Source organism: Marilutibacter chinensis, from assembly GCF_021725675.1.
Lineage (GTDB): Bacteria > Pseudomonadota > Gammaproteobacteria > Xanthomonadales > Xanthomonadaceae > Marilutibacter > Marilutibacter chinensis.
Genome location: NZ_JAKJPO010000001.1, coordinates 728976 through 751325, shown reverse-complemented (window position 1 = coordinate 751325; position 22350 = coordinate 728976). Strand labels below are relative to the sequence as shown.

Sequence of the window (22350 nt, the reverse complement as noted above, 5' to 3'; positions counted from 1 at the left end):
ATTCCGTGCTCTCGCTCCGCCTGGCTTTCGCGATCATCGTCTTCCTGCTGGCGCCCGTTGCGGCGGCGAAGGACGACGTCACCGCCTACCACTGGCGCAACGTCGCCATCGGCGGCGGCGGCTTCGTCAGCGGGCTCGTGTTCCACCCGCGCGAAAGAGGGCTGCTGTATGCGCGCACCGACATCGGCGGCGCGTATCGCTGGATGCCGGCGGAACGGCGCTGGCAGCCGCTGATGGACTGGATGGGATACGAGGACAGCGGCCGCTTCGGCGTGGAGAGCCTGGCGCTGGATCCTTCCGATCCGGACCGCCTGTACCTGGCGGTCGGCACCTACCTGCACGAGCGCGGACAGAACGGAGTGATCCTGCGTTCGACCGACCGCGGCGTGACGTTCCGGCGCACCGGATTGCCGTTCCGGTTCGGCGGCAACGAGCAGGGGCGGGGCAACGGCGAACGGCTGGCGGTCGACCCCAACGACGGACGCGTGCTGCTGTTCGGCACGCGCGCCGACGGCCTGTGGCGCAGCGACGACGCCGGCGCGACGTGGCACGAGGTGCCGGGCTTTCCCGCCATCGCAAAATCATCCGCGGCCGCGGCGATCGGCTGGCGCGACCCGCGTCCGGTCGGTGTCGCCTTCGTGGTGTTCGATCCTGCCAGCGGCAGCACGGGTTCGCCGTCGAAGACGATCTATGCCGGCGTTTCGACGAAGGAGACCAGCCTGTACCGCTCGCATGACGGCGGCGCCAGCTGGCACCCGGTTCCGCGGCAGCCGGTAGGCCTGCGCCCCAGCCACATGGTGCGAGACGGGCGTGGCCGCTGGCTGCTGAGCTATGGCGACGAGCCGGGGCCCAACAACATGAGCGACGGCGCGGTATGGCGCTTCGACCCCGCCGACGGAACCTGGGAGAACATCACGCCGGTGCCCCGTCCCGCCGCCGGGGCCGGATTCGGTTGGGGCGCGGTGGCGGTGGACGCGACCGATCCCGACGTCATCGTCGCCACCACCTTCCGCCGATACCAGCCGCACGACGACCTGTACCGCAGCACCGACGGCGGTCGCACGTGGATCGCGACGCTGCCGCGCTCGGATTTCGACCACGCCTCAGCGCCGTGGACGGAGGACGCCACGCCGCACTGGATGGCCGACGTCGAGATCGATCCGCACGACCCGGACCGGATCTGGTTCGTCACCGGCTACGGCGTGTGGGTTTCGGACAACGCGCGGGCGTTCGATGCGGGCGCGACGATGCAGTGGCGCTTCGAGCAGGCCGGCTTCGAGGAAACCGTGCCGCTGGCGCTGGTCAGCCCGCCCGATGGCGCGCACCTGGTCAGCGGCCTCGGCGACATCGACGGCTTCGTCCACGACGACCTCGACGTATCGCAACAGCGCTTTGCAGGCGCGCGCTTCTCCAATACCGAAAGCCTGGCTTTCGCCGGCCGGGCGCCGCGGCTGATGGTGCGTACCGGTCATTTCCACGACCGCCCGCAGGGTGCGACGCGGGGTGCATGGTCGGAAGACGGCGGCCGCACGTGGAAGGCGTTCGCGACCGAGCCGCCCGACGGCGAAGGCGCCGGGCAGATCACGCTGGCCGCCGACGGCGAGCGCGCCATCTGGCGACCCCGCAACGGCGAACACCATTGGATCACGGCCGACATGGGGGGGCACTGGCAACAGGTGGAGGGGCTGCCGAAGACCGCGGTGGTGGAGGCCGACCGCATCGACGAAGGCATCTACTACGGCTTCGATGCGGCGACCGGCAAGCTGTACGTCAGCGGAAACGGGGGCGTCGCCTTCCGGGAAGTGGATGCGGCGGTCGGCGAGGTCGGCGACTGGCATCGCGCCGAGATCCGCCCGCACCCGTGGAAGACGGGCGAGGCATGGATCGCGGCCTCGTGGCGCGGCCTGCTGCACTGGTCGCCCGGCAGGCTGGAGCGTGTGCCGGGCGTCGACAACGTGATGTCGGTGGGGCTGGGCAAGCCGGCGAAGGATGGCGATGCGCCCGTGCTGTTCGTATTCGGCGAGGTGCGGGGCCAGCGTGGCCTGTACCGCTCGGACGACGGCGGGCGCCGCTGGCAGCGCATCGATGATGACGCCCGGCGATTCGGCGGCGTCGTCCGTCACGTGACCGGCGATCCGCGCCTGCACGGCCGTGTCTACTTCGGCACCGAAGGGCGCGGCATCTGGTACGGGGATCCACAGTGAGGCCGCTGCTGCGGGCCCTGCGCCTGTTCCCGGCGATCCTCGTGCTGGCCGTTCCGGTCGGGGCGGGGGCGCAGGACGGGTATCGCCCGCTGCCTGCCGATGAAGCGGCGGCAGGGAATGCTGCACTGGTGGAGCCGGCGGAGCCGGGCGATCTGCCGTCGCTGATCGCCAATGTCGCGGGGCGCTCGACACGCTCGCTGGACGGCCGCTGGCAGGCGATGGTGGATGCCTACGGCGCGGGAATGGGCGACTGGAAGGCGGCATGGCGCGATCGTGTACCCGAGCGGCGCGACGAGTTCCTCGAATACGGTTTCGATGATGCCTTCACCCTGCAGGTGCCGGGCGATTTCAATACCCAGCAGCCGGAGCTGCACTGGCTGGAAGGGTCGGTCTGGTACCGCAGGCAGTTCGATTTCGACGCGGCACGGCTGCGCAAGCAGGGTCGCCGCGTCTTCGTGCATTTCGGCGCCGCCAACTACCGGGCCGACGTGTTCCTCAACGGCGAACCGGTCGGCAGCCACGAGGGAGGCTTCACGCCATTCCAGTTCGAGCTGACCGGCAAGCTGAAGCAGGGCGCGAACCGCCTGCTGGTGCACGTCGACAACCGCCGTCGCCGGGATTCGGTTCCGGCGATGGGATTCGACTGGTTCAACTACGGCGGGCTGACCCGAAGCGTGCGGCTGGTGGAGGTGCCGGCCCAGCACGTCCACGACTATCACCTGCAGCTCGCACCCGGCGGCGGCCAGGAGATCCGCGGCTGGGTACGGCTCGAGCCTGCGCAGGCCGGGTTGCCGGTGAAGGTGGAGCTGCCCGAGCTGGGCGTGTCGTTCCCTGCGCGCACCGACGCGAACGGACGCGCCGAGGTGGCGTTCAGTGCCCCCCTGCAGGCGTGGTCGCCGGAGCGGCCAAAGCTCTACCGCGTACGCGTATCCGGCGCGGGCGACACGGTCGAGGACGAGATCGGTTTCCGCAGCATCGTGGTGCAGGGCGACCGGATCCTGCTCAATGGCGAACCGCTGCGCCTGCTTGGCGTCAACCTGCACGAGGAAATCGACGGCCGGCGTGCCGCGTCCGACGACGACTACCGGCGCCTGCTGGAACGGGTGAAGGCGCTGGGCGCCAACTTCGCGCGCACCTCGCACTATCCGTTCGGCGAGGGCTTCGCGCGCCTTGCCGATCGCATGGGCATCCTGTTGTGGGAAGAGATCCCGGTCTATCAGGGCATCGACTTCGAGGATCCCGGCACGCGCAAGCGCATGCAGCAGATGCTGGCCGAGATGATCGGACGCGACCGCAACCGCGCGGCGGTGATCATGTGGGGCATCGCCAATGAAACGGCGCCAGGCGATGCGCGCAATGCCGTGCTGTCCGCGCTGGCGGCACAGGCCCGCGCAACCGATCCGACCCGCCTGATCGCCGCGGCGTTCTATGGTCCGGGCTTCCACGGCGCACGACTGGAGATGCACGATCCACTGTTCCAGGCGCTGGATGTGATCGGGGCCAACATCTACTACGGCTGGTATGTGCCGTGGCCGGTCGCACCGGAAGAGGTGGAGTGGATATCGCCCGGAAAGCCGTTGCTGATATCCGAATTCGGCGCCGGAGCCCGCCACGGACGTCACGGTCCTGCCGACCTGGCCAGCGACTGGAACGAGGAGTTCCAGGCCGAGTTCTACCGCAAGCAGTTCCGCATGATCGAACGTCTCCCGTTCGTGCAGGGCACGCTGCCATGGGTGCTGTCGGACTTCCGATCGCCGGTGCGCATGCATCCGTACCAGCAGGGTTTCAATCGCAAGGGACTGCTGTCGGAGAGCGGCGAGCGAAAACTGGCGTGGGAGGTGGTGGCGGATGCCTATCGATCCGATTCGACCGCACCGCGACCCGATCCAGACGGAGCTTCACCATGATTCATGCCGCCTCACTCCGTTCTGGCCTGCTGTTGGCCGGCCTGCTCATCGCGGTATCCGCGCCGGCGGTGGAACTTCCGCGGATCTTCGCCGACGGCATGGTGGTGCAGCGCGACCAGCCGGTGCGCGTCTGGGGGCATGCCGTGCCGGGAACGCGGGTGAACGTCGAGTTCGCCGGCCATCGCGACGCGACGACAGCGGACGACCGTGGCGAGTGGATGTTGTCGCTGCCCGAGCAGAAGGCCGGCGGTCCGTACGAGATGCGGATCGACGACGGAGGGCGTGCACGCGTGCTGCGCGACGTGCTGGTGGGCGACGTCTGGCTGGCCAGCGGCCAGTCGAACATGGAATGGCCGATCGCACAGTCCGCGAACCCGGAAGCAGAGATCGCGCGTGCCACCGATCCGCAGATCCGCCACTTCAAGATTCCCAAATCATGGTCGGGCGAGCCGCAGGCGCAGCTGGCCGGCGGCGAGTGGGTGGCGTCGTCGCCGCAGGCCGCCGGGAGCTTCTCCGCCGTCGCGCATCATTTCGCGCGCGAACTGCGCAAGGCCACCGGCGTACCGATCGGCATCGTCGACAGTACCTGGGGCGGCAGCAGCATCGAGGCATGGATGGATGCGGCCGCACAGGGCGTCGACGCGAAGGCGCTGGCTGCGCGCACCGATGAATTGCGCGAGGCGGATGCGCGCGCGCTGGCGCAGACGCGGCGCAATCTCGAACGCTGGCCTGCGGTCCCGGTCGACGACGCCGGCTGGCAGGAGGCCGGTCTCGACGACAGCGCCTGGGCGCCGATCCAGGTGCCGACGCTGTGGGAGGCCGTCGGCTTCAACGGCATGGACGGCGTGGCCTGGTATCGCGCCACGTTCGTGCTGACGCAGGAGGAAGCACGCGCCGGTGTCACGCTGGGCGTGGGGCGCATCGACGACTCGGATGTCACCTGGGTGAACGGCACGCAGGTCGGCAAGACCCGCATGCAGTACAACCTGCCGCGGCGCTACGTCGTGCCGACGTCGGCACTGCGTGGGGGCGTCAACCAGGTCGCCGTCCGGGTATCCGATTTCGGCGGGGGCGGCGGCATCCACGGCGAGGCGGAGGAAGTGTTCGTGCAACCGCACGGTGGCGAGGCGCGCCCGCTGATCGGCTGGTCGTTCCGGCCGGCCGACGTCACGGTCGCGCTGATCGACGACAAGAACCAGCATCCGACGCTTCTGTACAACGCCATGATCCATCCGCTGCTGCCATACCCGCTGCGCGGCGTGATCTGGTACCAGGGCGAGTCCAACGCGGGCACGGTCACCGATGCGCTGCGCTATCGCGAGCAGTTCCCGGCGCTGATCGGACAGTGGCGCGCACAGTGGAAAGCGCCATCGCTTCCATTCCTCTGGGTGCAGCTGGCGAACTTCTCGTCCGGTGCGGACAGCGGCGACCAGAGCCCATGGGCGGTGTTGCGCGAATCGCAGTCGGCCACGCTTTCGCTGCCGGCGACGGCGCAGGCGGTGACGATCGATATCGGCGATGCGGACGACATCCATCCGCTCAACAAGCAGGAGGTCGGCAGGCGCCTGGCGCTGGCCGCACGCCATGTTGCCCACGGCGAAGCCCTGATCTTCCACGGACCGGTGTACCGGAGGGCACGTTTCGAAGGCGGCGCGGCCCATGTCGACTTCGACGGCGCCGGCGGTCCGCTGGCCGTGCGTGGGGGCGGCAACCGCGTGCATGGCTTCACGCTTGCGGGAGCGGATCAGTTGTTCCATCCGGCCGAGGCGATCCTGGCGGACGGTCACGTGATCATACGCAGCGAAGCGGTGCCCCGGCCGGTTGCAGTGCGCTACGCGTGGCGCGACAACCCCGAGGATGCCGATCTGGTCAACGCCACCGGCTTGCCCGCCTCGCCCTTCCGCAGCGACGCGTGGTGAGCGATGCGTCATGAAACAGGAGTGCTCCCGATGATGTTCCAGCGGCTTGCCTTGTCGTTCCTTGTGGTCCTGATCATGAGCTGGCCGTTGACCGCCTGCCGTCCGGCGCCTGAAGACGGCAAGGACCAGGTCGCGGCATCGGCCAGTGGCAGGGTACGGGCGACGGACGCGTCGCCCATCCCGCGGATCGTCAGCGAGAACGGCCGCCATGCCTTGTTGGTCGATGGTTCGCCTTTCCTGGTGCTCGGCGCGCAGGTCAACAACTCCAGCAACTGGCCGCAGGCCCTGGACGACGTGTGGCCGGCGATCGACGTGCTCAAGCCGAACACGGTGATGGTGCCGGTCGCATGGGAGCAGATCGAGGCGAAGGAGGGCGAGTTCGATTTCTCCTTCGTGGATGTATTGCTCGGGCAGGCGCGCGAGCACGACGTGCGGTTGATCCTGCTCTGGTTCGCCACCTGGAAGAACAACGGGCCGAACTATGCGCCGGCCTGGGTCAAGCTGGACAATGCGCGCTTCCCGCGCGTGATCACGTCCGATGGGCGCACGCTGAACTCGCTGTCGCCGCACGCGCCGGCCACGCTGGACGCGGATCGCAAGGCCTTCGTGGCGCTGATGACGCACCTGAAGGAGGCGGACCCGCAGCGCACCGTGATCATGGTGCAGCCGCAGAACGAGCCGGGTACCTACGGCAGCGTGCGCGACTTCTCGCCGCTGGCGCAGGCGGCGTTCGACGGCCAGGTTCCGGAAGCATTGCTGAAGAAGCTGGGCAAGTCCCCCGGCACCTGGCGCGAGGCGTTCGGCCCCGATGCCGACGAGTTCTTCCATGCCTGGCACATCGCACGCTACATCGACCAGGTGGCCGAAGCCGGCAAGGCAGCATATCCGCTGCCGATGTACATCAATGCCGCGCTGCGCGGCCCGTTCAATCCGGGTCAGCCGGGGCAGTACGCCAGCGGCGGGCCGACCGACAACGTGCTGGACATCTACGAGGCGGCGGCGCCGCATGTCGACCTGTTCGCTCCGGACATCTACATGCCCGAGTACATGCACTACACCACGGTGCTGGATCGCTACTCGCGCGGAGACAATCCGCTGTTCGTCGCCGAGACAGGCAATCGCGAGGAGTACGCGCGCTACTTCTTCTCCGCGCTGGGCGAACAGGCGATCGGCTGGTCTCCGTTCGGCATCGACTACTCGCGCTACTCGAACTGGCCTCTGGGCGCCAAGCACGTGGACGAGGATACGCTCGAGTCGTTCGCGCTGAACTACGCGATCGTCCGCCCCGCCGCGCGCGTCATCGCCCAGGCGAGCTTCGAGGGCAGGGTGCGCGGAGTCGCCGAGCAGCCGGGCCAGCCGGTGCAGACGGTAAAGATCGACGACCGCTGGAACATGGTGGTGACCTATGGTGTGCCGCAGTTCTGGTTCCAGGGGGAGCCGCCCGGCAATCCGGAGCCGATCGGCCGCGCGCTGGTCGTGCAGTTGGGGCCGGACGAGTTCCTGGTGGCCGGCGCCCATGCACGGGTGAACATCAACGCGTCCGATCCGGCGATGGCCGCCCGGCAGATCTACGAGTACGTCGACGAAGGCACCTACATCGACGGCGAGTGGGTGTTCCGCCGTCGCTGGAACGGCGACCAGACCGACTATGGACTCAACTTTTCCAGCGTCCCGCAGCTCCTGCGGGTAAAGCTGGCGACCTACTGAACGATCAATGGAACGGGATGCCGGCGTGCATCCCCGGGAGGAGCAGGCGATGGGTTACTTGAAGACGTTGAGCGTGCCGCTGCTGGCCCTGGTCGCGGCATGCGCCGGCGCAACGGGCAGCGGCGCGGTGGAGAGGGTCGATCATGGCGTGATCGTGAGGCCCACGGACGCGGCGGCCGCCGACGTGAAGGTTGAAGCGGTGGCGCCGGGCATCCTGCGGGTCATGGCCGATCCTGATGGCGATTTCATCCGCACGCCCAGCCTGATGCGCGTCGAGAACGGCGCGCCACCCGAAGTGAAGATCGACGAGGCCAACGGGGAGGTGACGCTGGCCACGGAGGGCGTATCGGCGAAGATCGACGCGCGCACCGGCCGTGTCAGCTTCTTCGATGCCGCAGGCAAGCCGTTGCTCACCGAGCGCGAACGCACCTTCACGCCGGTGACGCTCGAAGGCCGGGACTACTACAGCATCCGCCAGCGCTTCGAGTCGCCGGACGACGAAGCGTTCTACGGCACCGGCTTGCACCAGCAGGGCTGGATGAACCTCAAGGGCCGCGATGTCGAGCTGCTTCAGCACAACATCGACAAGGCGATCCCGTACCTGGTCTCCACGCGCCATTACGGCATCCTCTGGGACAGCAACGCCATTACCCGCTATGGCGATCCCCGCGGCCTGCTGCCGCTGGACGCCACGCTGGACCTGTTCGACGCGCATGGCGAGCCGGGTGCTCTGACCGCACGCTACAGCGTCGACGGCAAGCAGGTGCTGGAGCGCCGCGAGTCCACGGTCAACTACCAGTACGTTCGCGATCTGGCCGATTTCCCCGAAGCCGGAAAGAACCTGGCCGAGGGAGGTCGCAGCGAAGTGGTGTGGGAAGGCGAGATTGCCGCCCGCAGCGACGGCCGCCATACGTTCTCGCTGTACAACAGCGAGTACGCCAAACTCTACATCGATGACGAGTTGGTGCTGGACCGCTGGCGCCAGAACTGGAACCCCTGGCATCACGAGTTCGCCCTCGAGATGAAGTCCGGCCAGCGCCACAAGGTCAAACTGGTGTGGGACCGCATCGAGCCGGCCTACATCGCGCTGCTGCACCGCGACCCGCTGCCTGCCGACGAAGCGAAGGACCTGTCGATCTGGTCAGAAGCCGCGCAGGCGATCGACTATTACGTGGTCGCGGGCGGTGATGCCGACCAGGTACTGGCCGGCTACCGGACCCTGACCGGCAAGGCCGTGCTGCTGCCGAAATGGTCGTACGGCTTCTGGCAGAGCCGCGAGCGCTACAAGACCCAGGCCGAACTCACCGGCGTGCTGGACGAGTACCGCCGCCGCCGGCTGCCGATCGACGCCATCGTGCTCGACTGGTCGTACTGGCCGGAGGACGCGTGGGGGTCGCACGATTTCGATGCCGAGTACTTCCCCGATCCGGACGGCATGGTCAGGCACGTCCACGACCAGCATGCGCAGATCATGATCTCGGTATGGCCGAAGTTCTATCCGGCCACAGCGCACTACAAGGAGCTCGATGCCGCCGGTCACATGTACCGGCGCAACGTCGAGGTCGGCGAGCGCGACTGGATCGGCGAAGGCTATCTCAGCTCCTTCTACGACCCGTACTCGGAGGAGGCCCGGGACATCTTCTGGCGCCAGGTCAATGACAAGCTCAACAGCAGGGGCTTCGATGCCTGGTGGCTGGACGCCAGCGAGCCCGACCTGCACAGCAACCTCGATGTCGGCGAGCGCAAGGCGCGCACCACGCCGACCGCGCTGGGGCCTTCGGTGGAGTTCTTCAACTCCTATCCGCTGGTGCACTCGGAGGGCGTCTATCGTGGTTCGCGCGAGGTTGACCCGGACAAGCGCGTCTTCATCCTTTCGCGCGCGTTCTTCGCAGGCCAGCAGCGCGCCGGTGCGGCGTTCTGGAGCGGCGACGTCGTGCCGCGCTGGGACGACCTGCGCGAGCAGATTTCCGCCCTGGTCAATGCTTCGATGGCGGGTGCGCCCAACGTCAGCTTCGACATCGGCGGCTTCTCGCCGGAGAAGCGCTACGAGACGCAGGATCCGGCGCACCTGGCCGAATGGCGCGAGCTGAGCCTGCGCTGGTTCCAGCACGGCGCGTTCGTGCCGATCTTCCGCCTGCACGGACAGTTCCCGTACCGCGAGATCTGGGAAATCGCACCGGAAGGCACGCCGCACTACGACAGTTTCGTGCACTACCTGAAGCTGCGCTACACGCTGCTGCCCTATATCTACACGCTGGCCGGCGATACCTACCATCGGGACGGCACGCTGCTGCGGACCCTGGCGATGGACTTTCCGGCCGATCCGAAGGTGCGCGACATCGCGGACCAGTACATGTTCGGGCCGGCCTTCCTGGTCGCGCCGGTGACGGCGTTCAAGGCCACGACGCGCCCGGTCTACCTGCCGGCGGGCACGACCTGGATCGACTTCGAGACCGGCAGGCGTTACGAGGGCGGCCAGACCATCGAAGCCGCGGCACCGCTGCAGCGCATGCCGCTGTTCGTTCGTGCGGGCTCCATCGTGCCGCGCGCGGTGGTTCAGCAGTACGTTGACGAACAGCCCGACGCACCGGTGACGATCGAGGTCTACACCGGCGCCGACGGCACGTTCTCGCTGTACGAGGACGACGGCCGCAGCTACGGCTACGAGCGCGGCCAGTCCAGCCGCGTTCCGCTGGTCTGGGACGAAGCCAGGGGCGAACTGACCCTGGGGGCGCGCGAAGGCGACGGCTTCCCGGGCATGCCGGCCAAGCGCAGCTTCCGCGTGCGCTGGATCGATGGCCCGGGCGAGGACATGGGGCAACTGGAACCGGGCTTCGACATCGAGGTCGAGTACGACGGCAATCCGGTCGTGGTGCCGCGTCGCGCCGCGGGCGCGTAAGGGTTGGCCATGAAGGGTGGGCGGCATTGCCGCCACCCAACGGATTGCGAGGTACCGATGCAAGAGCGCGACAACCGCCAAGGCGACATGAAAGCGAGCGATGCGACGACGCCGGGATCGCCGGTGGAACCCTCCCGGCGCCTGTTGTTCAAGGGCGTTGCCGCGGGCCTGGCGATGGCCGGACTTGGATGCGCCGGCACGGCGGCCGCAGGCATGCGGGAGGCCATGGCTTCGCCGATTGGCGCCGGTTCCGCCGGCGCGACCGCGTCCTCGGCGGGCGAGGGTGCGCTGACGCTGTGGTACCCGCGGCCGGCCATGCAATGGGTGGAAGCGCTGCCGCTCGGCAACGGACGTCTCGGCGCGATGGTCTGGGGCGGCGGCAAGCACGAGCGCCTGCAGCTCAACGAGGACACGCTGTACGCCGGCGGTCCTTACGATCCGACGCCACCCGAAGCGCTGGCCGCCCTGCCCGAGGTGCGTCGGCTGATCTTCGCCGGACGCTATGCCGAGGCCGAGGCGCTGGTCCAGGCGAAAATGATGGCCCGGCCGATGAAGCAGATGCCTTACCAGCCGCTCGGCGATCTCGCGCTGGATTTCATCGAAGTGTCGGACATCGGCGAGTACCGCCGCGAGCTGGATCTGGACAGCGCCGTCGCGGTCACCTCTTTCCATAGCCGCGGCGTGCTGCACCGTCGCGAGACGTTTGTTTCGCCGGTGGACCAGTGCATCGCCGTGCGGTTGAGCGGGGACAAGCCCGGCCGCCTCAGGGTGCGCATCGGCCTGGACAGCGATCACCGGGTCACGGAAGTCGTCGCCGATGGCGACGATGGCTTGTTGCTGCGCGGCCGCAACGGCGCTGCGTTCGGCATCGACGGTCGCCTGCGCTTCGCGCTGCGGCTGCGCGTGCTGCCCAAGGGCGGCCGCATGCAGCGGCAGGGCGACCGCATCGAGGTCGCCGATGTGGACGAAGTGGTGCTGCTGCTCACCGCCGCCACCAGTTATCGCCGCTACGACGACGTCGGCGGCGATCCCGAGGCGATCACGCGGGAGCAACTGGATGCGGCCGCGCGCAAATCGTGGCAGGCGCTGCTGGACGATCACGTGGCCGAGCACCGGCGCCTGTTCCGCCGCGTTTCGATCGATCTGGGACGAACGCCGGCCGCCGACCTGCCGACCGACGAGCGCGTGGCGCGCTTCGCCGAAGGCAACGATCCGGCGCTGGCGGTGCTGTATCACCAGTTCGGCCGCTACCTGCTGATCTGCAGCTCCCGTCCCGGCAGCCAGCCGGCCAACCTGCAGGGCATCTGGAACGACCTGCTGTCCCCGCCGTGGGAGAGCAAATACACGATCAACATCAACACCGAGATGAACTACTGGCCCAGCGAGGCCAACGCACTGTCCGAATGCATCGAGCCGCTGGAGCGCATGCTGTTCGACCTTGCCGAGACCGGCGCGCACACTGCGAAGGCGATGTACGGCGCGCCCGGCTGGGTGGTCCACCACAACACCGACCTGTGGCGGCGGACCGCGCCGGTCGATGGCGCGAAGTGGGGCATGTGGCCGTTGGGTGGAGCATGGCTGCTGCAACAACTGTGGGATCGCTGGGACTATGGGCGCGATCCTGCGTACCTGAAGAAGATCTGGCCGCTGTTCAAGGGCGCGGCCGAGTTCTTCGCCGCGACCCTGGTCGAGGATCCGAACACGGGCACCATGGTCACGGTGCCGTCGCTGTCGCCCGAGAACCAGCACCCGCATGGCGCCTCGGTCTGCGCAGGCCCGTCGATGGACGCGCAGATCCTGCGCGACCTCTTCGGCCAGTGCATCGCCATCAGCGAAATGCTGGATGTGGATCGCGACTTTGCCCGGCGACTGGCGACGTTGCGCGACCGCCTGCCTCCGCACCGCATCGGCAGGGCAGGGCAGCTGCAGGAGTGGCAGGAAGACTGGGACATGGATGCACCCGAGATGGATCATCGCCACGTCTCGCACCTGTACGCGCTGCATCCCAGCAGCCAGATCAACGTGCGCGACACGCCGGATCTGGCCGCCGCGGCGAGAAAGTCGCTGGAGATCCGCGGCGACGAAGCGACCGGTTGGGGCATCGGCTGGCGCATCAATCTGTGGGCCCGCCTGTGGGACGGCGAGCGTGCGTACAAGGTGCTGGGCATGCTGCTCGGCCCATCGCGTACCTATCCGAACCTGTTCGACGCGCATCCGCCGTTCCAGATCGACGGCAACTTCGGCGGTACCGCCGGCATCCTCGAGATGCTGGTGCAGAGCTGGGGCGGATCGATCTTCCTGCTCCCCGCGTTGCCCGCGGCGTGGCCGGACGGCGACGTCGAAGGTGTATGCGTGCGCAACTCGGCGCGCCTTGATATGGCCTGGAAGGGGGGGCGGCTGGCCCGTGCCACGCTGCATTCCGCACGCGGCGGCCGCTACCAGCTGGTGCATGCCGGCCGCACGCTCGAACTCGATCTCGTCGCGGGTGAGTCAGCGACGGTCCGGTTGCACGGTGGCGCGATGGTGAAGGCATGAACACGAAGGGCACCAAATGAGTCTGGTCGCTGGCATCGATGCGGGTACGCAAAGCGTCAAGGTGGTGGTGTACGACGCCGCACGGCGCGAGGTGGTGGCGACGGTGAGTTCGCCGCTGGCGTTGATCAGCGACGATGACGGCGGTCGCGAGCAGCATCCGGCCGACTGGGTGGCCGCGGTACGGACGTGCTTCGACCGGATCGATCCGGCCGCGCGCGCGCGCATCGCCGCGCTGGCGGTGTCGGGCCAGCAGCACGGCTTCGTGCCGGTGGACGCCGACGGCAACGTCCTCGCGCCGGCCAAGCTGTGGTGCGATACCAGCACGACCGCCGAGTGCGCGCGGATCATGGACGCGGTGGGCGGGACCGCGCGCGCGATCGCGCTGGCGGGCAACCCGGTCCTGGCCGGCTACACCGCCTCCAAGCTGCCATGGACGAAGACGCACCGCCCGGACGCCTATGCGCGGCTGGCGACCATCCTGCTGCCGCACGACTACCTGAACTTCGTGTTGACCGGGCAGCGCTTCTGCGAACACGGCGATGCGTCCGGCACCGGTTGGCTGGACGTGCGCACACGGAGCTGGTCGGCCGACCTGCTGCACGCGACCGATCCCGATCGCGATCTCGGCGCCTGTCTGCCACCGATCGCCTCGCCGGATGCGCTGTTCGACATCGCGCCTGCCATGGCCGGGCAGCTGGGAGTACCCGCGACGGTGAAGGTCGCCGTCGGCGGCGGCGACAACATGATGGCCGCCGTCGGTACCGGCTGCGTGGAGGCAGGGCGGCTGGCGATGAGCCTGGGCACGTCCGGCACGCTGTTCGCGTACTCCGACACGCCGGTGATCGACGCGGAAGCGCGCTGGGCCGCCTTCTGTTCGTCCACCGGCGGCTGGCTGCCGCTGATCTGCACGATGAACTGCACCGTGGCGACCGAACAGGTCGCGCGGCTGTTCGGTTTCGAGGCGCGCGAGGGCGATGCGCTCGTTCGCGCCACGCCACCCGGGGCCGGCGGGCTGGTGATGCTGCCGTTCCTCAACGGCGAGCGCACGCCGGACCTGCCACTGGGGAAGGGCGTGCTGGCCGGACTGGACACCACGAACACGACGCCTGCGCATGTCTACCGCGCCGCGATGGAGGGCGCGACCTACAGCCTGAAGTACGGCTTCGATGCCTTCGTCCATGCCGGCATGCGCTTCGAGCGCATCGTGCTGACCGGCGGCGGCGGCAACAGCGCCGCCTGGCGGCAGATGGTGGCCGACGTGTTCGGGCTGCCGGTCGATGTCCCCGCGCAGGCCGAGGGCGCGGCCTTCGGTGCGGCGCTGCAGGCCTTGTGGGCGTTGCGCCGGGCCGGTGGCGATGCCGCTTCCATCGCCGAGATCGCCCGCGAGCATGTGACCGCCGATCCGGCGTTGTCCGTAACGCCGGATCCTGCACGCACGCCGGCCTACGCGGCCGCCTACCGCCGCTTCCTCCAGCACCTCGACGCCGTCACGCCGCTGCAGCGCGGCTGACGTCTTCCTCCCCGCCCATCCACAGGAACACCGCACCATGAGCACGCAGCCCTTCATCGGCGCACAGGAGTACTTCCCCGGCATCGGCGCCATTCCGTACGAGGGCACCGGTTCCGACAATCCGCTGGCCTTCAAGGTCTATGACGCGCAGAAGCGGGTCGGCGGCAGGACCATGCGCGAGCACCTGCGTTTCGCGGTCTGCTACTGGCACACCTTCTGCAATGCCGGCCACGATCCGTTCGGTCCGGGCACGCGGCGCTTCCCGTGGGAGAAGGGCGAACCGATGGCCACGGCCGAGGCCAGGGTCGACGCCGCGTTCGAGTTCTTCACCAAGCTGGGCGTGCCGTACTACTGCTTCCACGACATCGACCTGGCGCCGGACGCGGACGACGTCGGCCAGTACGAGAAGAACCTCCGGCACATGGCTGCGATGGCCGGGGAGCGCCAGCGGGCGACCGGCATGAAGCTGCTGTGGGGCACGGCCAACCTGTTCTCGCATCCGCGCTACATGAACGGTGCGGCCACCAATCCGGATTTCGCCGTCGTGAGCCGTGCCGCGGTACAGGTGAAGGCGGCGCTGGAGGCGACCGTTGAGCTGGGCGGCGAGCATTACGTGTTCTGGGGCGGCCGCGAGGGCTATGCCTGCCTGCACAACACCGACATGAAGCGCGAGCTGGAGCACTTCGCCCGCTTCCTGGCCGCTGCGCGCGACTATGGCCGGAGCATCGGCTTCGAGGGCAAGTTCTTCATCGAGCCCAAGCCGATGGAGCCGATGAAGCACCAGTACGACTTCGACAGCGCGACCGTCGCCGGTTTCCTCCATGCCCATGGGCTGCAGGACGACTTCATGCTCAATATCGAGGCCAACCACGCCACGCTGTCGGGCCACACCTTCGAGCACGACCTGCAGGTCGCATCCGATCACGGCCTGCTCGGCAGCATCGATGCCAACCGCGGCAACGCCCAGAACGGCTGGGATACCGACCAGTTCCCGACCGAGCTGTACGACACCGTCGGCGCGATGCTGGTGGTCCTGCGCCAGGGCGGACTGGTGGGCGGCCTGAACTTCGACGCCAAGCCGCGTCGGGAGTCCACCGATATGGAAGATCTGTTCATCGCCCACATCGGCGGCATGGATGCCTTCGCCCGCGGACTGGAGGTGGCGCATGCGCTGCTGACCGCCTCGCCGTGGGAGCAGTGGCGCCGCGACCGTTACGCCAGCTTCGACACCGGCGACGGCAAGGCGTTCGCGGAAGGGCGGCTGGGCCTGGCCGACCTCGCCGCGCTGGCAACGAAGAACGGCGAGCCCGCGCAGGCCAGCGGCAAGCAGGAGCGCTACGAGAACCTGCTCAACCAGTACCTGCTGCGTTGAGCGTGGCGAACCGGCATCACGACACAAGATCACAGAGGGTGGCTCAATGAGTACAGGTACAGGGGAGAACACGCGGCTGATCGTGATGGTCAGCATCGTGGCGACGATCGGCGGTTTCCTGTTCGGTTTCGACAGCGGGGTGATCAACGGCACGGTGGACGGCCTGCAGCGGGCGTTCGACTCCGATTCGGTCGGCACCGGCTTCAACGTGGCCTCGATGCTGCTGGGATGCGCGGTCGGCGCATATTTCGCCGGCCGCCTCGCCGACCACTACGGACGGCGCAACGTGCTGATCGTGGCGGCGGTCTTCTTCCTGGTCTCGGCCTGGGGCTCGGGCATCGCCACCGGATCGCTGGAGTTCGTGCTGTACCGCGTGCTGGGCGGCCTGGCCGTCGGCGCGGCCAGCGTGATGTCGCCGGCCTACATCAGCGAGGTGTCGGCCGCGCATTACCGCGGACGGCTGGCGACGGTGCAGCAGATCGCGATCATCGGCGGCCTGTTCGCGGCGTTCCTCAGCAACTACCTGCTGGCGAAGGTGGCGGGGTCGTCGATCACGGAATGGTGGCTGGGCCACGAAGCCTGGCGATGGATGTTCTGGGTCGAGATCGTGCCCGCCACCCTGTTCCTGGTGGCGCTGCTGTTCATCCCGGAGAGCCCGCGCTACCTCGTGGTGAAGGGCCGCAAGGAGCGCGCGTTGTCGGTGCTGACGCGGCTCTACGGCAGCGACGCCGGCGCCCGCAAGCTGGCCGAGATCGACGCATCCCTCGCCGCGGACCATCATCGTCCGCGCCTGTCGGACCTGATCAGCAAGGCGACCGGAAAGATCCGTCCCATCGTCTGGGTCGGCGTCGGCCTGGCGACCTTCCAGCAACTGGTCGGCATCAACGTGGTGTTCTACTACGGCGCGGTGCTGTGGCAGGCGGTCGGATTCTCCGAGAGCGACGCCCTGCTGATCAACGTGATCTCAGGTGCGCTCAGCATCGGTGCCTGCATCGTGTCGATGTTGCTGGTGGACCGCATCGGCCGCAAGCCGCTGCTGTGGGTCGGTTCGGCCGGCATGGCGGTCACCCTTGGGTTGGTGGCGTTCGCGTTCTCCACCGGCAACCTCGACGCGGCCGGCAAGCTGCAGCTGTCGAACGACATGGGCGTGCTGGCGTTGGTCGCGGCCAATCTGTATGTGATCTTCTTCAACGCGTCCTGGGGGCCGGTGATGTGGGTGATGCTGGGCGAGATGTTCCCCAACCAGATCCGTGGTTCGGGATTGGCGGTGGCGGGCCTGGCGCAGTGGGGATCGAACTTCCTGATCACCTGGACCTTCCCGATGCTGCTGACCGGCATCGGCCTGGCGGCAGCCTACGGCCTCTATGCCGTCGCCGCGGCGATCTCGGTGTTCTTCGTGCTGAAGTACGTGCACGAGACCAAGGGCAGGGAACTGGAGCAGATGGAGGGATGAGCACGATGACGATGCATAGCCTGAGCTTCCCGCGCCGGGGCGCACTGCTGGCCGCGCTGGTCCTGGCGCTGGGCGCCTGCAACGGCGACGACCGGACCGGTGCGCCGGCACCGGCGGCGGACGCCGACCCATGGCCGCAGGTGACCTGGCCACTGGCCGAGGATGCCGCGCTGGAACAGCGCATCACCGAGCTGATGGCCACGATGACGGTGGAGGAAAAGGTCGGCCAGCTGGTGCAGGGCGACATCGCCAGCATCACGCCGGAGGACGTGCGCAAGTACCGGCTGGGGTCGGTCCTGGCCGGCGGCAACTCGGATCCCGACGGCCGCTATGACGCCTTGCCTGCCGAATGGCTGGCGCTGGCCGATGCGTTCTACGAGGCGTCGATGGATACCTCGCAGGGCGGCAAGGCGATCCCGGTGATCTTCGGCATAGACGCCGTGCACGGCCAGAGCAACATCGTCGGCGCCACGCTGTTCCCGCACAACATCGGCCTGGGCGCCACGCGCAATCCGGATCTGTTGCGGAAGATCGGCGAGATCACCGCGCTGGAGACGCGCGCCACCGGCATGGAATGGGCGTTCGCACCGACCGTGGCGGTGCCGCAGGACGATCGCTGGGGCCGGACCTATGAAGGCTATTCCGAATCGCCCGAGGTGGTGGCCAGCTTTGCCGGCGCGATGGTCGAGGGCCTGCAGGGCAGGGTCGGCACGCCGGAGTTCCTCGACGGCCGTCATGTGATCGCCTCGGTCAAGCACTTCCTGGGCGATGGCGGCACCACGGGAGGCAAGGACCAGGGCGACACCCGGATCACCGAGCCGGAGCTGGTACGCGTCCATGGTGCCGGCTACCCGCCGGCGATCGCGGCCGGCGCGCAGACCGTGATGGCCTCGTTCAACAGCGTCAACGGCGAGAAGATGCACGGCAACAGGCCGTATCTCACCGACGCGCTGAAGGGACGGATGCAATTCGGCGGTTTCGTCGTCGGCGACTGGAACGGTCATGGCCAGGTGCAGGGCTGCAGCAATACCGACTGTCCGGCGACGATCAACGCCGGTCTGGACATGGCGATGACGCCGGACAGCTGGAAGGGCTTCTACGAGAGCACGCTGGCGGCGGCGAAGGCAGGCACGATCAGCGAGGCGCGCCTGGACGATGCCGTACGCCGCATCCTGCGGGTGAAGTTCCGGCTCGGTCTGTTCGAAGCGGGCAAGCCGTCGTCGCGCGCGGTCGGCGGGCAGTTCGCGCTGCTCGGTGCGCCCGGGCATCGAGCGGTCGCACGACAGGCGGTGCGCGAATCGCTGGTGCTGCTGAAGAACGCCGGTGGCGTGCTGCCGCTGGCGCCGGGGCAGCGCATCCTGGTGGCCGGCGACGGCGCCGACGATGTCGGCAAGCAGGCCGGTGGCTGGACGCTCAACTGGCAGGGCACTGGCACCGCACGCAAGGACTTCCCCAATGCGGACACGATCTACGAGGGCATCGCGCAGCAGGCGAAAGCCGCCGGCGGCGAAGCGGTCCTGTCGATCGACGGCACGTATGCGCGCAAGCCGGACGTTGCGGTCGTCGTGTTCGGCGAGAATCCATACGCCGAATTCCAGGGCGACATCCCGAACCTGCTGTACAAGCCAGGCAACGATGCCGACCTCACGCTGATCAAGCGGCTGAAGGCCGACGGCGTTCCGGTGGTCGCCGTGTTTCTCAGCGGCCGCCCGCTGTGGGTCAATCGCGAGCTCAATGCCGCCGACGCGTTCGTGGCCGCGTGGCTGCCCGGCTCGGAAGGCGCCGGGATCGCCGACGTCCTGCTGCGCAAGGCCGACGGCAGCGTGCAGCACGACTTCAAGGGCAAGCTCAGCTTCAGCTGGCCGCGCACGGCGGTGCAGTACGCCAACAACGTGGGGCAGGAGGACTACGATCCGCTGTTCGCGTTCGGCTACGGCCTGAGCTATGCCGACAAGGGCGAATTGGAACCGTTGCCGGAGGACTCCGGCGTTTCCGGCGAGCAGTCGGCCAGCGGCGTCTATTTCGCCAAGGGCAAGCCGGCCGTCGGCCTGGCCCTGCAGCTGTCCAGCGCATCGCAGGCGAACATGCCAGCCACCACGGTCCCCGTGGCGCTGGCCGACGGCAGTCTCAGGCTCAGTGCCACGGACCACATGGCGCAGGAGGACGGCCGCCGTCTGCAGTGGTCGGGCGCCTCGCCTGCAAGACTGGTACTGGCATCCGCCACGCCGCTGGATCTCACCCGCGAGAACAACGGCGACGTGCAGCTGCAGTTGACGCTGCGCCGCGACAGTGCCGTCGAGGCGCCGGTATGGCTGGGCGTCGGCTGCGGCGGGGACTGCGGCGGCCGCGTCGACGTGCAGGCGACGCTCGCAGCGCTGCCGCAGGGGCAGTGGACCGTCGTCGGCGTTCCGCTGAAGTGCTTCGCCAAGGCGGGAGCGGACGTGGGCAGGCTGGAACAGGTGCCGGTGCTGGAAAGCGCTGCCGCACTGGACCTGTCGGTCTCGCGCATCGCTCTGGGTGCCCTGAACGAAGCGCAAGTCACGGTGGATTGCCCGGTCCAGTGACCGGGCACCCGCCTCGTCCGCCGCCGAAGGGGAGAACGGCATGGGTTTGTCGACACTTGATATCACCATCGTGCTTGCCTACCTGGCCGGCATCTTCGTGCTGGCGCAGTGGGTGTCGCGCGAGAAGGCAGGCCACGCCAAGGACGCGAAGGACTACTTCCTCGCCGGCAAGGCGCTGCCATGGTGGGCGATCGGCGCGTCGCTGATCGCGGCCAACATCTCCGCGGAGCAGATCATCGGCATGTCCGGCTCGGGCTACGCGCTGGGCCTGGCGATCGCCTCCTACGAGTGGATGGCGGCGGCCACGCTGCTGATCGTCGGCAAGTTCTTCCTGCCTGTGTTCCTGCGCAACCGCATCCACACCATGCCGCAGTTCCTGCAGGAGCGCTACGGCAATCGCATCCGCATCCTCATGGCGGTGTTCTGGCTGGGCCTGTACGTCTTCGTCAACCTCACTTCGATCCTGTGGCTGGGATCGCTGGCGATCTCGCAGGTGTCGGGCCTGGACCAGATGACCGCGCTGGTGGCGCTGGCGCTGTTCGCGCTGGCCTACCAGATCTACGGCGGCCTGAAGGCGGTGGCGCTGACCGACATCGTGCAGGTCACGCTGCTGGTGCTGGGTGGCCTGTTGCTGGTCGGGATCACCCTTGACCAGCTTTCCGGCGGGGCCGGGCTGTGGGCCGGGTTCGAGCGTCTGCGCGCCGAGGCGCCGGGCCACTTCCACATGATCCTGTCGCCGGAAAATCCCTTCTACAAGGACCTGCCGGGCATCAGCGTGCTGATCGGCGGCATGTGGATCATGAATCTGAGCTACTGGGGCTTCAACCAGTACATCATCCAGCGTGCGCTGGCGGCCAAGGACATCGCCGAGGCGCAGAAGGGCGTGCTGTTCGCCGCCTTCCTCAAGCTGTTGATGCCGGTGATCGTGGTGGTGCCGGGCCTGGCCGCGGTGCTGTTGGCGCCGGACCTGGAACGTCCCGACCAGGCCTATCCGGCGATGATGTCGCTGCTGCCGACTGGCGTGCTCGGCCTGGTGTTCGCGGCGCTGATCGCGGCGATCGTCTCGTCGCTGGCATCGATGACCAATTCGATCTCGACCATCTTCACCCTGGACTTCTACAGCCACGGTCGCGATCACGGCCAGCGCCAGATCGTGCGCACCGGGCGCATCGTCGCCGTGGTGGCGATGGGAATCGCGATCCTGACCGCACGGCCGTTGCTGGGCAGTTTCGACCAGGCCTTCCAGTACATCCAGGAATACACCGGCTTCTTCACCCCGGGCATCGTGGTGATCTTCCTGCTGGGCCTGTTCTGGAAGCGCGCCAACGAGGCCGGTGCGCTGGCCGCGGCGCTGGGCTCGTTCGTGCTGTCGATCGTGCTGAAGCTGGCGTGGCCGGCGCTGCCGTTCATCGATCGCGTCGGCCTGGTGTTTCTGCTGGCCCTCGTGCTGGCCGTGGGGGTTTCGCTGGCCGCCCCGCATGTGCCGGAGAAGGACGTCATCCAGACGCGTGACGTGGACTATCGAACGGACGCCGTCTTCAACACCGGTGCCGTGGCCGTGCTGGCGATCCTGGCGGCGCTGTACGCGTTGTTCTGGTGACGCACCTGGGTTATCCACGGTCATCGGATACGGCGCGTAGCGGACGGGCGGAGACAAACAGGACGGAAGCGTTTCGAGCCGGAAGGCCTTCCGTCCTTCTTCCCGGGATCCAGTCCGCCAGGATCGAAGATCGCCTGTGGCGGGACATGCTGGAGGCGGAGATCCGGCGGGCGAGGAGAATCGGCAGGTCCTTGGCGCCAACAAGGCATGGGTGCCATGGCCACGTCCGGGATGCCGGTTCAGCCGGAGTTCCTGTGCCGACGTTTGCCTTCGCGTCACGCTCAGGGGCATGGCTGCAGTTCGCATGGCGCTTCGGCTCGACCGTATGGCGCCCGCGCGGGCCTGCCGGCCCGCAGCTCGATCCCGATCCGGCCGGCGGTTGCGGGAACGCTGCCGCGGAAGCGCTGCAGAACCTCTTGGGCACGAAAAACCCGGCGCTAGGCCGGGTTCTCGTAAGTGCTTGAATCTATTGGTCGGGGAGACAGGATTTGAACCTGCGACTTCTACGTCCCGAACGTAGCGCTCTACCAGGCTGAGCTACACCCCGACGGCAGAGCCCGGCATTGTAAAGAGGCGTTCGGAAGGTGGCAATAGCCCCGCGCGAATTTTGGTGCCTCGTCTGTGTCGGCGATGCCGCAGCCGTTAGACTGTCGGGCTTGCATCTCGATAGTCCGCGCGCA

At 68.0% G+C, this 22350-nt stretch carries 11 protein-coding genes and 1 tRNA gene; 11 read left to right on the top strand and 1 reads right to left on the bottom strand.

All coding sequences use genetic code 11. The features are described from left to right. Positions 1–5: 5 nt before the first annotated feature. From L3V18_RS03310 to L3V18_RS03260, 11 genes are all read left to right on the top strand, one after another. Positions 6–2204, top strand: coding sequence for a cellulase (locus L3V18_RS03310; RefSeq protein ID WP_237053164.1), 2199 nt, complete (start codon positions 6–8; stop codon positions 2202–2204). After that, positions 2201–4111, top strand: a complete 1911-nt coding sequence (locus L3V18_RS03305; protein WP_237053163.1) for a glycoside hydrolase family 2 protein — start codon at positions 2201–2203, stop codon at positions 4109–4111. Before L3V18_RS03310 ends, L3V18_RS03305 begins: the two co-directional genes overlap by 4 nt. Beyond that, on the top strand, positions 4111–6030 hold the full coding sequence (locus L3V18_RS03300) for a sialate O-acetylesterase (protein ID WP_237053702.1): 1920 nt from the start codon (positions 4111–4113) through the stop codon (positions 6028–6030). Before L3V18_RS03305 ends, L3V18_RS03300 begins: the two co-directional genes overlap by 1 nt. A 3-nt stretch (positions 6031–6033) precedes the next feature. Next, entirely contained in the window at positions 6034–7737 is a 1704-nt protein-coding gene (locus L3V18_RS03295; protein WP_425493456.1) for a DUF5597 domain-containing protein, read from the top strand. Between the two features lie 49 nt (positions 7738–7786). Next, positions 7787–10636 carry a TIM-barrel domain-containing protein gene (locus L3V18_RS03290; protein WP_237053161.1) on the top strand — a complete coding sequence of 950 codons (2850 nt, stop codon included), beginning with the start codon at positions 7787–7789 and terminating at the stop codon, positions 10634–10636. Between the two features lie 174 nt (positions 10637–10810). Continuing rightward, positions 10811–13171, top strand: coding sequence for a glycoside hydrolase family 95 protein (locus L3V18_RS03285; RefSeq protein WP_425493469.1), 2361 nt, complete (start codon positions 10811–10813; stop codon positions 13169–13171). A 16-nt stretch (positions 13172–13187) separates the two neighbouring features. Next, on the top strand, positions 13188–14681 hold the full coding sequence (gene xylB / locus L3V18_RS03280) for a xylulokinase (protein WP_237053160.1): 1494 nt from the start codon (positions 13188–13190) through the stop codon (positions 14679–14681). A 37-nt stretch (positions 14682–14718) separates the two neighbouring features. Next, positions 14719–16053, top strand: coding sequence for a xylose isomerase (gene xylA / locus L3V18_RS03275; protein WP_237053159.1), 1335 nt, complete (start codon positions 14719–14721; stop codon positions 16051–16053). 28 nt (positions 16054–16081) lie between these two features. After that, complete coding sequence (locus L3V18_RS03270; protein WP_343226312.1) at positions 16082–17506, top strand: sugar porter family MFS transporter; 1425 nt, start codon at positions 16082–16084, stop codon at positions 17504–17506. Then, entirely contained in the window at positions 17503–20070 is a 2568-nt protein-coding gene (locus tag L3V18_RS03265) for a glycoside hydrolase family 3 protein (RefSeq protein WP_237053157.1), read from the top strand. Before L3V18_RS03270 ends, L3V18_RS03265 begins: the two co-directional genes overlap by 4 nt. A gap of 40 nt (positions 20071–20110) precedes the next feature. Continuing rightward, positions 20111–21670 (top strand): sodium:solute symporter family transporter, encoded by a 1560-nt coding sequence (locus tag L3V18_RS03260; RefSeq protein WP_237053156.1) that lies wholly within the window; start codon positions 20111–20113, stop codon positions 21668–21670. 470 nt (positions 21671–22140) lie between these two features. On the opposite strand, the gene L3V18_RS03255 is transcribed toward L3V18_RS03260, so the two are convergent. Beyond that, positions 22141–22217, bottom strand: a tRNA-Pro gene (locus tag L3V18_RS03255). Positions 22218–22350: the final 133 nt, after the last annotated feature.

Excerpts from the sequence above, each read along its gene's own strand:
- L3V18_RS03295 (WP_425493456.1), top strand. The coding sequence starts at position 6,034 with ATGCGTCATGAAACAGGAGTGCTCCCGATGATGTTCCAGCGGCTTGCC.
- L3V18_RS03290 (WP_237053161.1), top strand. The coding sequence starts at position 7,787 with ATGGGTTACTTGAAGACGTTGAGCGTGCCGCTGCTGGCCCTGGTCGCG.
- L3V18_RS03285 (WP_425493469.1), top strand. The coding sequence starts at position 10,811 with ATGGCCGGACTTGGATGCGCCGGCACGGCGGCCGCAGGCATGCGGGAG.
- xylB (WP_237053160.1), top strand. The coding sequence starts at position 13,188 with ATGAGTCTGGTCGCTGGCATCGATGCGGGTACGCAAAGCGTCAAGGTG.
- xylA (WP_237053159.1), top strand. The coding sequence starts at position 14,719 with ATGAGCACGCAGCCCTTCATCGGCGCACAGGAGTACTTCCCCGGCATC.
- L3V18_RS03265 (WP_237053157.1), top strand. The coding sequence starts at position 17,503 with ATGAGCACGATGACGATGCATAGCCTGAGCTTCCCGCGCCGGGGCGCA.
- L3V18_RS03260 (WP_237053156.1), top strand. The coding sequence starts at position 20,111 with ATGGGTTTGTCGACACTTGATATCACCATCGTGCTTGCCTACCTGGCC.